General features: G+C 35.1%; 11 protein-coding genes. 8 read left to right on the forward strand and 3 right to left on the reverse strand.

Going from position 1 to position 12792, the window contains the following annotated elements:
• Positions 1-16: 16 nt before the first annotated feature.
• A complete protein-coding gene (lon, locus tag BUA89_RS12820) occupies positions 17-2422 on the forward strand; it encodes an endopeptidase La (RefSeq protein ID WP_072958377.1) in 2406 nt (801 codons plus the stop codon).
• A gap of 206 nt (positions 2423-2628) precedes the next feature.
• Here the strand turns inward: lon and BUA89_RS12825 are convergent, their stop codons facing one another.
• Entirely contained in the window at positions 2629-3543 is a 915-nt protein-coding gene (locus BUA89_RS12825) for a helix-turn-helix domain-containing protein (RefSeq protein ID WP_072958380.1), read from the reverse strand.
• A 169-nt stretch (positions 3544-3712) separates the two neighbouring features.
• Here BUA89_RS12825 and BUA89_RS12830 point away from each other — a divergent pair, with 169 nt between their 5' ends.
• From BUA89_RS12830 to BUA89_RS12850, 5 genes are all read left to right on the forward strand, one after another.
• Positions 3713-4117 carry a GlcG/HbpS family heme-binding protein gene (locus BUA89_RS12830; RefSeq protein ID WP_072958383.1) on the forward strand — a complete coding sequence of 135 codons (405 nt, stop codon included), beginning with the start codon at positions 3713-3715 and terminating at the stop codon, positions 4115-4117.
• 52 nt (positions 4118-4169) lie between these two features.
• Complete coding sequence (locus BUA89_RS12835) at positions 4170-4979, forward strand: SDR family oxidoreductase (RefSeq protein WP_072958385.1); 810 nt, start codon at positions 4170-4172, stop codon at positions 4977-4979.
• A 282-nt stretch (positions 4980-5261) separates the two neighbouring features.
• The gene (locus BUA89_RS12840; protein WP_072958388.1) at positions 5262-5708 is read left to right on the forward strand and encodes a nuclear transport factor 2 family protein; all 447 of its coding nucleotides are present in this window, start codon (positions 5262-5264) and stop codon (positions 5706-5708) included.
• 59 nt (positions 5709-5767) lie between these two features.
• The gene (locus tag BUA89_RS12845) at positions 5768-6880 is read left to right on the forward strand and encodes an AI-2E family transporter (RefSeq protein WP_072958392.1); all 1113 of its coding nucleotides are present in this window, start codon (positions 5768-5770) and stop codon (positions 6878-6880) included.
• Between the two features lie 112 nt (positions 6881-6992).
• A complete protein-coding gene (locus BUA89_RS12850; protein ID WP_072958398.1) occupies positions 6993-7370 on the forward strand; it encodes a DoxX family protein in 378 nt (125 codons plus the stop codon).
• Between the two features lie 96 nt (positions 7371-7466).
• Here the strand turns inward: BUA89_RS12850 and BUA89_RS12855 are convergent, their stop codons facing one another.
• Positions 7467-8825, reverse strand: a complete 1359-nt coding sequence (locus BUA89_RS12855; RefSeq protein ID WP_072958630.1) for an acyl-CoA dehydrogenase family protein — start codon at positions 8823-8825, stop codon at positions 7467-7469.
• Between the two features lie 205 nt (positions 8826-9030).
• Here BUA89_RS12855 and BUA89_RS12860 point away from each other — a divergent pair, with 205 nt between their 5' ends.
• Entirely contained in the window at positions 9031-9942 is a 912-nt protein-coding gene (locus BUA89_RS12860; RefSeq protein WP_072958401.1) for a DUF4349 domain-containing protein, read from the forward strand.
• A gap of 226 nt (positions 9943-10168) precedes the next feature.
• Here BUA89_RS12860 and BUA89_RS12865 read toward each other — a convergent pair whose 3' ends face one another.
• Positions 10169-11596, reverse strand: a complete 1428-nt coding sequence (locus BUA89_RS12865; RefSeq protein WP_378128091.1) for a glycoside hydrolase family 125 protein — start codon at positions 11594-11596, stop codon at positions 10169-10171.
• A 164-nt stretch (positions 11597-11760) separates the two neighbouring features.
• Between BUA89_RS12865 and BUA89_RS12870 the strand changes: the two genes are divergently transcribed.
• A complete protein-coding gene (locus tag BUA89_RS12870; protein WP_072958409.1) occupies positions 11761-12633 on the forward strand; it encodes a hypothetical protein in 873 nt (290 codons plus the stop codon).
• Positions 12634-12792: the final 159 nt, after the last annotated feature.

Consider the following 12792-nt stretch of genomic DNA (forward strand, 5'->3'; position numbering starts at 1 on the left):
TGTCATTCTATTTACTATGACAGAATTTGAAGATATGAGTCTCGAGGAAATGATAAGTGACGGATTTAATATTGTAGCAGAAGAAATCAACCTTGCAGACCTTTCGGAATCTGAAAAAAATTCCGAGCAAAAAATATTCCCTATACTTCCTGTACGAAATATGGTCATGTTTCCCAATGTGGTAATCCCTATTACAGCAGGCAGAAAAGCATCTATCCAACTGCTTGAAGAAGCGCAGAAGAATGGAGATTATATCGGAATTGTAAGCCAGAAAAACTCAGATCTTGAGCAACCTTCCGAAAAAGATTTGTATCAGATCGGGACATTAGCAAAAATTATCAAGATCATAAAACTTCCTGAAGGTAATATTACGGCTATTACGAAAGGTTTCCACAGATTTAAGATCAAGAAAATGATTGAAAATCAGCCTTATTTCAAAGCGGAAATTACCAAACTAAAGGATGGAAAAGCCAAAAATAAAGAAGAATACGAAGCATTACTGGAAAACGTAAAAGATTTAGCTTTAAAAATCATCGAGCTTGATCCGAACATTCCGAATGCAGCTAACTTTGCCATCAAAAACATCAACAATAATGATGATTTACTCAATTTCATCTGTACCAATGCTAATTTTTCTTCTATTGAAAAGCAAAAGCTGCTTGAAGAAAAAAGCCTGATGGAAAGAGCCAACAAATGTTACGAGATGATGCACGAAGATTTCAGAAAACTGGAATTAAGAAATCAGATTCATCAGAAAACATCAAAAGATCTTGATAAACAGCAGCGAGAATATTTTCTGAATCAGCAGATCAGAACCATTCAGGAAGAATTGGGAGGCGGCCCGGAAGGAGATGTTGAAGACCTCATCAACAAAGCAAAATCAAAAAAATGGAGCAGTGAAGTTGAAGATCATTTCCAGAAGGAAATTGGCCGATTACAGCGTCAGAACCCAAACTCTCCAGACTATAATGTTCAGAGAAATTATCTTGATTTCTTCACAGATCTTCCCTGGGAAACGTATACCAAAGATGTTTTTGATATTGCCAAAGCCGAGAAAATTTTAGATAAAGCACACTTCGGGCTAGAAGATATCAAGAAAAGAATTCTGGAGCACATGGCTGTTTTAAAACTGAAAAACAACATGAAATCCCCTATTCTACTGCTTGTAGGGCCTCCAGGAGTAGGTAAAACTTCATTAGGAAAATCTATTGCAGATGCCTTGGGAAGAAAATATGTAAGACTTTCTTTAGGTGGGCTTCATGACGAAAGCGAAATCCGCGGACACAGAAAAACGTACATTGGTGCGATGGCGGGAAGAATCCTTCAATCGATTAAGAAATCAGGAACTTCCAACCCGGTGATTGTTTTAGATGAGATGGATAAAATCGGACAAGGCCTGCACGGAGATCCAAGCTCAGCTCTTTTAGAGGTTCTTGATCCTGAACAGAATAAATCATTCTACGATAATTTCTTAGAAATGGGTTATGATTTGTCCAAAGTGATGTTCATTGCGACAGCAAATTCATTATCAACCATTCAGACTCCGTTGTTGGACAGAACTGAAATTATTCAGATTGCCGGCTATACTTTGGAGGAAAAAATAGAGATTGCGAAAAGACATTTAATAAAAAAACAGCAGGAAGAAAATGGTCTGGATGCCAAATCATTCAAGCTTGGATATGCTGAATTAAAACATATTATTGAAGCTCATACTTCAGAAAGCGGTGTACGATCTTTAGAAAAAAGGATTGCTTCCATTGCCCGCTGGGTAGCTTTACAAACTGCTTTGGTAAAAGATTATGATCCGAAAATTTCTCTTGAAAAAGTAGACGAAATTTTAGGGGTTCCAAGGCCAAAAAGCTTATCGGAAATCACAGGAGTTCCCGGTGTGGTAACAGGTCTTGCCTGGACAAGCGTTGGCGGAGATATCTTATTCATTGAAAGCATTTTAAGCAACGGAAAAGGTGCTTTATCTATGACAGGTAACCTGGGAACGGTTATGAAAGAATCGGCAACAATTGCTTTGGAATATATTAAAGCAAAACACGATGAACTGGGAATTTCTCAGGAAGATATTGAAAAACATAATATCCACGTTCACGTTCCGGAAGGCGCAACACCGAAAGACGGGCCTTCTGCGGGTATTGCCATGCTGACCTCGATGGTTTCTTCATTTAAAAATAAAAAAGTAAAACCTCATCTTGCAATGACAGGTGAAATTACTTTAAGAGGAAAAGTGCTTCCTGTAGGCGGAATTAAAGAAAAATTGCTGGCTGCAACCAGAGCCGGAATTAAAGATGTCATTCTTTGTGAAGCCAACAGAAAAGATGTAGAGGAAATTAAAAAGGATTACCTGAAAAACCTTAACGTTCATTATGTAAACCGAATGGAAGAGGTAATCGATATTGCGATCGAAAAATAATTTATAACATATCAACATTCTCAATAAAGAAAACACATCTCAGATTTTTGGGATGTGTTTTTGATTTTTATAGCATGATTTACTATTCATAATAGTATGCTTTCATTCTGACGAAGGAAGAATCTCTATCGGATACAATAGATTCTTCACTGCATTTCATTTCGTTCTGAGTGACAGCCAATTGTTAAAAATCTATTTAAAAAAAATTATTGCAAAACGCTCTTCCGAAAAGCATTCGGAGTAAAACCAGTATTCTTTTTAAAGAAAAAATTAAAATTCGGCTGATCAGAAAAACCAACCGCATAACTTATCTGTTCTAACGTCCAAGTCGTTTGTAACAAAAGTGCTTTACATTCATCCAAAAGTCTTCCTTTAATATGTTTGCTCACATTTTGCCCTGTTCTTTTTTTCAAAATTCTGTTTAAATAATTCGGATGGAGCTGCATAGAATCTGCAAACTCCTGAGCGGTTCGAAGTTTGATCGGTTTTTCATAATTAATATTGGAAACTTCTTCTTCCAGCAAGCCAAAAAATCGGTGAATATGATCATAATCTTCCCCTGCATTTTCAGGAACAGCCATTTTAGACATTCTTGCGCTATCGATCATCATCAGTTGAATATAGGCCTGTATCGCATCAAGACCCAATTCATTTCCCTGTTCATGATACATACTTTCCCACAGTCTGATAAAACCGGGCAAATCGTTTTCTTCAACACAAATCACACTTTTAGATTTATCATTAAATAAGGCCAGTCTTTCCATTGTGGATTTCAGCATTGGATGGTGATTGATGAAATCTTTTTTAAACAACAAGTAATATCCTGCAGATTCTCCCGAAGTTTTCTGCCATGAAATAATATCATTGGGGTGAATGAAAATCATTGTTGGCTTATCAATCATATATTTATTTAAACCTAAAGTAAAAATACCGTCACCTCCCGTAATCATAAGAATCTTATAAAAATCTCTTCGGTTAGCGGAAAGATAATTTCTGCAATCTTCAATTTCACGATTGAAAACTTTTATCTGTTTAGAATCATGTGTTTCCCTGTAGATGGGAGTAAGCTCGGGAAAGTCTCTGAGAAGATCAATTTCTTTAAGGTCTAAACTTGTTTTCATGATAATGATTGCAGTTTTTAATTCATAAAGTTAAAAAAATCCTATAAAATTTTCAAAAGGTTTGATTTTCATAAAAACGGACATTTTTTTCCTATAAAAATCCGGCTCAAACTTACGCAACTTTGTCATATCAAAATGAAACAACAAAACAAAATTTAAAAACAACATTATGGAAATCAATCTCAACGAATCAAGACAGGTTGTACAACAGGCAAGAGCCAAAGCCATACAACTCAATGTAAATGTGAACATTGCCATCTTGGATACAGCAGGACACATGAAAAGCTTTGAAAGAATGGACGACGCTTTTTTAGGATCAATGGATATCGCTATCAAAAAAGCAAAAACAGCGAGCCTTTTCAGAACAAGCAGCGAAAATGTCGGTGAATATCTGAAACCAGAAGCCGGAACTTACGGAATGACAGCCACCAATGACGGTTTAGTTGGTTTTGCAGGCGGACTTCCAATTCTTAAAAACAACGAAATTATTGGATATATCGGAGTTTCGGGCGGAGCGGTTTCAGAAGATTTACAAATTGCAACTGCAGGAGCGGAAATTTTAAATCAAAACTAATTCAACAACAAAAAATTTAAACTTAATAATTAATCACTAAAATTTTAAAACAATGGAAACTAAAACAATTTTAATCACAGGAGCAGGCACAGGATTCGGAAAAGGAGCAGCTATCGGAATGGCTCAAAACGGACACAACATTATTGCCACCGTACATGTTTCATCACAGGTAACACCGCTTCGGGAAGAAGTTGAAGCTTTAGGTCTATCAGACAAAATCAGAGTAGAAAGATTAGATCTTACCGATCAGTACGATATTAAGCAAGCTCTAAAATGGGATTACAATATTCTCTGGAACAATGCAGGAATGGGAGAAGCAGGTCCTGTATGGGAAATCCCGGTAGATCTTGTAAGAAAAAACTTTGAAGTGAATGTTTTCTTACCATTAATCCTTACCCAAGGTGTAGTCCAAAAATGGGTAAGAGAAGGTAAAAAAGGAAAAGTGGTTTTCACTTCTTCAATGGGTGGACTATTCACACCTGCAAACTGGGGAACTTATGTTTCCACAAAACATGCGCTGGAATCTTTGGCAGAAGCGATGCAGCAAGAACTTGAAGCATATGGAATCAAGATACAAACTATCAATCCGGGAGCTTACTATACGGGTTATAATGAAACAATGGCAGATAATCCGTTCCGTTGGCTGGATGATGAAGTGAATTTTACAAAAAGAGCTGATCTTAGAAAAGGTTTTGATGATTTCTTCGCAACACCCGAAGGAAAAATGGATCCTAAAGAAATGATCGACAGAATGATCGAAATCGTACCTGCTGATGAAGGAAAATTCAGAAATGTAGTTCCTAAAGTGATTGAAGATATGCTGAAAGATCATCAGTTGAAAGCTTGGGAAAACACAATTTAATTTAAACAAAACAAACCTAAAATTTCGGGTTTGTTTTGTTAAGCTTGTTTAAACTTTTTATTTAACCACAAAAGTCACAAAAGATTTTAGTAAAGCCTATTAATTCAGATAAAAAAAGAAAATATAAGCTTTAAAAATCTTCGATTTTTATTCTTTTGAACGCTTTCGAGTATCTGATCAAAACTATATAGATAGCTTTGTGACTTTGTGGTTAATCTGAATAGCTTTCTTATTAATCATCTAAAATCAATTCTCATGAAACTTTTACCAATACTTTTTGCTATGATAATTTTTTCAAACTCAGACGCACAGAATTACACTAAAACAGAACTTTCCAATAAGGAAATCATCACCAAAGCTTTCGAGAAATGGCACAACGGCGATGGAAACTTTTTCGATCTTCTGAATGATGATATGCAGTGGGAAATTACAGGTTCTACTCCATATTCGAAAACTTACACGTCCAAACAGCAGTTTTTGGATGAAGTCATTATTCCTTTAAACAAAAAATTAAAGGTTAAAATAAAACCCACTGTCAGAAATATTTTCGCGGATAACGATATGGTGATTGCCCTGTGGGATGGAGAAGCCACAGCTCTTGACGACAAGCCTTACCGCTCTTCGTATTCCTGGTACATGAAAATGAAAAATGGTAAAATAACTCATGTCATTGCTTTTCTCGACGGGATAGAATTTACGGATATTATGAAGAGAACTCACACGAATTAATATTTTAAGCCCTTCAGTTCGGAGGGTTTTTCTTATTTTTATCCTGAAGATTTTTACATATGAATTTTATCCGACTGCCTTTTTTGGTAAAACTTGCGCTTGTTGTGGTCTCTATCATTGGATTGGGTTATCTTCTGGCGTTGGGACAAAGCATTTTAGCGCCTTTCTTTCTGGCATTTCTCATGGCGATGCTTTTTTTGCCTACCGCAACTTTTATGGAAAGGAAATTAAGATTCCCGAGATCTTTATCCACTATGATTTCCGTGATGATCATGATTACCATCCTTACCGGGCTGATTTATTTTTTTGGATCACAGCTCTCAAGTTTCAGTAAAGACCTTCCTCACCTTACGAAACAGTCTACTATTGTTTTTAACAATATCCAGCATTGGGTTTCTGATACTTTTAATGTTAAAATTAATGAACAGCTTGATTATCTTGATCAGGGATTAAAAAAACTGCTTTCTTCGTCGGGAGTTATTTTAGGATTTACCTTTGGAATATTTTCAACAGGGATAGGATTTATTGTCTTTTTTCTGCTGTTTTTCATTTTCATTTTAAATTACAGAAGAATTCTTAATAATTTTATCGTAACTGTTTTTAATGAAAAACATAAATCCAGCGTTCAGGAAGTGGTAACCGAAGTAAGGGTGATGACCAAAAAATACATCATCGGTTTATGCCTTCAGGTTTTAATCGTTTCTATTCTCACTTCTATTGTTTTAACTATTTTGGGAGTAAAATATGCTGTTCTTCTGGCTGTATTGACGGGCTTACTCAACGTTATTCCTTATTTGGGAATCTGTATTTCTCTATTGATATCCTGTTTTATCGCCTTTGCTACCGGAACTCCAACTACCTGCATTTATGTAGTGATTGGTTACATTGCAGTTCATATTATTGACGGGAATATTGTTCTTCCGTTTGTAGTGGGTTCAAAAGTAAAGATCAACGCCTTATTTTCTTTTATCGGAATTATTATCGGGGAGCATCTTTGGGGAATTGCAGGTATGTTTCTGTGCATCCCGGCTATTGCGATTCTTAAAATTATTTTTGAAAGAGTTGACGGATTAAAACCTTGGGGAAAACTACTTGGTGAAGAAGAAAAACCTCACAAAAAGAAGAAAAGTTATAAAATCTCGAAGAATATTACTTTGAAAGAAATGGATTGATTTATTATAAGTAATGGGTAATGAACATTAAATTGATAGCATTTTTAAAATTAAATTGAATATTAATCACCCGATTATAATTTTATTTAACTTTAATAAAAAAATCAAACTCATGAAAATTATAAAATTTATTCTTTCCCTTCTTTTCGGATTAATGTTTATCAATGCCGGATTAAACAAATTCTTTAATTACATGCCGATGGAAAAACCAACACCTGAGCAAATGAAACTTTTTGCCGCGTTTGGAGAAATCCATTGGCTGATGCCTTTGACCGGAATTGTAGAAATTATTGGTGGATTATTATTTATTTTTCCAAAAACCAGAGCTTTAGGTGCTATTGTCATTTTGCCTGTAATGGTTGGAATTGTAACTCATGTTTTCACCATCGATAAGTCGACAATGGGAATGTCCATCGCAGGAGTACTGTTTCTGATTAATCTTTGGATGATTATCGACAACAAAGAAAAATATAAAGCTTTGGTAAGCTGATGAAAAAGTAAATGGTGAATGGTGAATTTTGCTACGCAAGTGAATTTTAAAAATTAACAAGCAAAGCGAATTGACCATGCACCCTTCACTTCACTATTATATAAATGCACTGAACCCCGTAATCGATCTCCCTACAATCAGGGAATTGATCTCTTTTGTTCCCTCATAAGAATAAATCGCTTCCGCATCTGCAACGAATCTTGCGACATCATATTCAAGTAAAATTCCGTTTCCGCCTAAGACTTCACGTGCTCTGGAAACAATATCTCTTGTTCTTAAGGTACAGAAAACTTTGGCTAAGGAAGCGTGTTCATCTTTTAAAATTCCTTCGTCCTGCATTTCGGAAAGTCTGAAAACCATTGTCTGCATTGCCGTTAAATTCGACAACATTTCCACCAAATGCCCCTGAATCATCTGAAACGAAGCAATCGGTTTTCCAAACTGTTCTCTTTTTCTTGTGTAATCCAATGCACTTTCATATGCTCCTCTCGCGCAGCCCGTGGCCATCCAAGCAACACCCGCTCTTGTCATTCTTAAAACCTTTCCGGTATCTTTGAATGAATTGGCATGTTGTAAACGGTTTTCTTCGGTAACCAAACAATCTTTCAGTGTAATTAACCCGTTCTGGACAATTCTCAACGCCATTTTTCCTTTAATTTTCTCAACAGAATATCCCGGATTATCTTTTTCAACAATAAAACCTTTTACTTCTCCGTCATCTAAATCTCTCGCCCAAATAATAATGATATCTGCAAACGTTGCATTTCCGATCCATTTTTTCTGACCATTGAGAATCCAGCCTTCCGGAGTCTTTTTACAAGTAACCGTTAAACCTCCCGCTGCTCCGGAACCGACTTCAGGTTCTGTTAATCCAAATGCACCGATTTTTTCAAATTTCTGCATCTGAGGAAGCCATTTTTGTTTCTGCTCTTCGGATCCGCAAATATAAATCGAGCCCATCGCCAAACCGGACTGCACTCCAAAGAAAGTCGCTATGGAAGCATCAATTCTCGCCATTTCCATCGCAATAACCCCTTCCATTAAAAAAGGCATTCCGGGACACCCATAGCCTTCGTAGGTTACACCGCAAATATTCAGTTTTTGAAATTTTGGAATTAATTCATGTGGAAATTCATCTCTGAGCCAATAATGATTCACCAAAGGCTTTACTTCTTTTTCCATGAAAGCCCTTACTTTTAGCTGAATTTCCCGCTGTTCAGGACTCAGCGTATGATAAATATCGTAGAAATCTCCATCGATAGGCGGAAGCTCTTTTTTCTTCTTATTGGGATCCAGCATTTTCATCATTCCGCTGAGTTGTTTATCATCCAGTTTGGAGAAATTTTCCATCAGTTTAGGAAGATTTACTTTTTGAGAAATAGCACTCAACTGATCAAAATCGATCGATCTGAATAATTCTATTGCGTTTCTGATTTTGGAAAAAGTATTTGACATAGTAATTGTTTGTGTGTTGATTTGTAAAAGATAAGCAAAAATTTCTCCGAAAACAAACATTTCTTTTCACCTTTATTTTACAAAACACTGAATATTAAACATTTAAAACAGAATTTCTCTTTACAGAATTTTTACCTGTCATTTTCAAACATTACAAACGATTCCGTCTGAACTTTGGATTAAGCAAAACATTAAAAATCTATATATGAAAACGAAGTACATCAAATTATCCATTGCGACAGCACTTTTATTAGGAATTTATTCTTGTAAAAAAGGAGAAGCCACTACAGATTATGATACGGCTATAAGTGCAGATTCTGCTGCAGTTGTCGTGTCAGACAGTGTTTCTTCAGTAGCCACCATGAAAGTAAAAGATAAGCAGTTCATCAAAACGGCAGATGTAAATATGGAAGTGAAAGATGTGTACGAAGCCACAATTTCTATTGAAAAATCGGTTCAGGAACTGGGAGGCTTTGTTACCCACAGCGATCTGAAAAGCACTGTTATTTCTGAAGACACCTATAATACATCGAATGAAGAAGCTATGCTGGTAAAAAAATATCAGTCGGAAAACACAATGCAGGTGAGGGTTCCCACCACAAGATTGGGAGAATTGCTGACTTTGATTAATGATAAAAAATTATTCCTGAACTCTAGATCCATTAATGCAGAAGATGTAACATCAAGCATAAAATATGCTGAGCTGGAAGGGAAAAGAATCAAAAAAACAGGTGAAAATATTTCTCAGTTAAAGGCAAATAAAGAGAAGGTAACGCTTGATAACGAGAATATGTCCCAAAACAACCAACAGCAATTGGCCAATATGGACGTCACCGACAACCTGAAATACAGCACCGTTGATATTTATATTAAAGAACCGAAAATTCGTGTGGCAGAAATCGCTATTACCAATACGAAAAGCATCGATGACAAATATAAATTCGATTTTATTTACAGCGCAAAATCCGCTTTTGTGGAAGGATATTATTTAATTCAACGAATTGTTGTAGGATTAATTGTGATCTGGCCGATTTTGCTAATCGGAGCTGCCGTTTTATTTTTTTACAGAAAGAGAAAATCAATTAAAAAAGAGCACTCAAATATGTCAGAAGTTTAAGCTTTCCTAACCTTTGGTTATCTATATATTTTAAATTTTACATGTCTTTTAATTTAAACATTAAGATGATTTAAGTTGTTAAGATACATTAAGGAAACATCAAAGATGTTTTGAAGCACAGCGCTTATTATTTGGCTTCACCAAAGTCTTAATATTCTTTAAAATTATTTAAATTCCTTAATGTTTAAGAAAAAAACCTCCAGATTTTTTCTGGAGGTTTTTATGCTTAAAATTTTTGCTTTAAAATTTCAGGTTTCGTTTTGTGAAGATGAAGAATTAATTCTCCAAACAAAGTATTTGCCCAGGCAAACCACGATCTGGTAAAATCTTTCGGATTATCGACATCAAAAGATTCGTGTATAAATCCCGTTCCGGCGTGAGTAGCTTTGAGCATTTTTAAACAGGAAATAATTTCTTCGTTGTTATCAGTTGTCAAAGCCTGCATAATCAAACCCAGAGGCCAGATTTTATGCTCTCCAATGTGAGGCCCACCAATTCCTTGTGCAAATTTTCCTTCACTGAACCACGGATTGGCTTTACTTAAAGAAAATTTTCTGGTATTTTTATAAATCTCATCATCTTTTGAAGCGTAACCTAAATACGGAATCGACAATAAGTTTGGGACGTTGGCATCATCCATGAATAAAGCATTTCCGAAGCCATCGATTTCCAAGGCATAGATTTTCCCAGCCGTCGGATGATCCAAAATTGCATATTTCTGAATCGCATCATCCACTTCTTTTGCTAAATCTTTAAATTGAATGGAAGCATTTTCATCTTTTAAAACCTTAGAAAAAATTTCTGCTGTTTCTTTTAATGAAACCACTGCAAACATATTCGAAGAAATCAGAAACGGATAAAAAGTGGCATCATCCGAAGGTCGGAACATAGAATGAATCAAACCAACTTTTTTTGTCGGATTTCCATAACCGCCTCCAAATTGCGTATCCAAAGGATTTCCATTAGAGCGCTGAAATCTATATGCCCCTTTCGAATCTTTCCTTTGCTGTTTTTTAAATGTCTGTACAATCAGAAGCATTGCTTTTTTCCAATCGGCATCAAAAACAGAAGAATCGCCTGTTATTTTCCAGTAATTGTAAGACAACCGCATGACATAACAAAGCGAATCTATTTCCCATTTTCGTTCATGAATTCCGGGTTTCATTTCCGTTACATCATCTTTCCACTCGCTTATTTTACTGGCATCATCAAAAAATGCATTGGCATAAGGATCCAAAAGAACACATTCAACCTGTTTATTGATTACTCCTTTCAACAAATTTTTAAGCTTTTCATCTTCATTGGCTAAACTCAAATACGGATAAACCTGTGCCGAAGAATCGCGAAGCCACATGGCGTCGATATCTCCCGTGATGACATAGGTAAAAGGCTTATCGTTTTTCTGATAAAATTTCACCGTTGTATCTAAAGTATTGGGGAAACAGTTTTCAAACATCCACGCCAATTCAGAATCTGCGATCGATTTTTTAATGGTTTTAATTGTATTTTCAACAGCAACCGAAGTAAATTTTCTCTCATTCAACTTTGGCCTTTTTGAGATAAAATCCTTTTCAAATAAAAATCTTGCAGAAGTTGGCAATGCGAAAAAGCCCATTCCCAGTGATGATTTTTTAATAAAATTTCTTCTGTTGATCATGATATTTAATGAAAAATTGATTTTAAAAATAATAATTTTAAGGTTTATAAAACGGGTTTACAGTCATATTTTTTTTACATGAACAATACTTATACATCCGTTCATTACTCACAATTCAATAAATCGTTTCAAATTTCGTTACAAAACAAACAATAACCATTATGATCAAAAAAATCGGTATTTCAACATTTCTATTTTTTTCTCTTACATTTTTTTCTCAAACCCAAATCAAGGTTCTGGACAGCGAAAACAAAAATCCTGTTCCTTATGCAAAACTGATGTTTAAAGATAAAGATTACTATAAAAATACAGAAGAAAACGGGGAAATTACATTAGAAAATAATGAAGAAATCAATCACATAGAATCTTTTGGCTACGAGAATTTAGACGTTTCTAAACAACAAAATATTTACTTTCTAAAACCAAAATTTACGGATATCAAAGAGATAGAAATTTCCAAACCGAAATTTACCCAAACCTACACCATAGGTAATCTCAAAAAAGATGATTTCGGATTTCTGTCGGGATTACGCAATTGGCAGGTCATTAATTTTTTTGCTAACAATAATAAAACCGAAAAAACATACATCAAGAAAATAAAAATCTTGACCGAAGTAAAGAAAACAAAAAAAGACGCTGTTTTTAATTTGTTCTTTTATGAAAATATAGAGGGCCATACCGGTGCAGAAAAGCTTAAAAATATTGTTGTAACCTGCAAAAAAGGAAAGAATATTACAGAAATAGACTTTTCTAAAAATCCTGTCACTTTCCCAAAAGAAGGCTTATTCATTGGGATTGAATGGATTATGAACGAGCAGAACCATTATCTGGATACGGTTACAATTCTCCATACTGACGGAACGAAAGAGAAAAATAAAATCGTAGATCGTGTAAATCCGCTATTTTTTGGTTATACATCTTTATCAAGGAATGCCGTTGGAAGAAATACAGAAAATTTTAAAAGCAATAATAAAAGAGATTACCGATCTGCGAATTCACACAACTTAACGATGGAGGTTGAAATTACCAATTAATCCAATCCATTTTCAATCAATTTACTTCACTAAGAAAAGATTCAGTCATCTTAAACTTAGCCGTTGATTTTTAATCATCCATTAACATCATTGAGCTAAAATTCCGTAAATTTGCGAATCAATAATTTTGCAGGAGGATTGGGCATGCAGAAATCCTGA

It is taken from the genome of Chryseobacterium arachidis (genome assembly GCF_900129245.1).
Classification (GTDB): Bacteria; Bacteroidota; Bacteroidia; order Flavobacteriales; family Weeksellaceae; genus Chryseobacterium; species Chryseobacterium arachidis.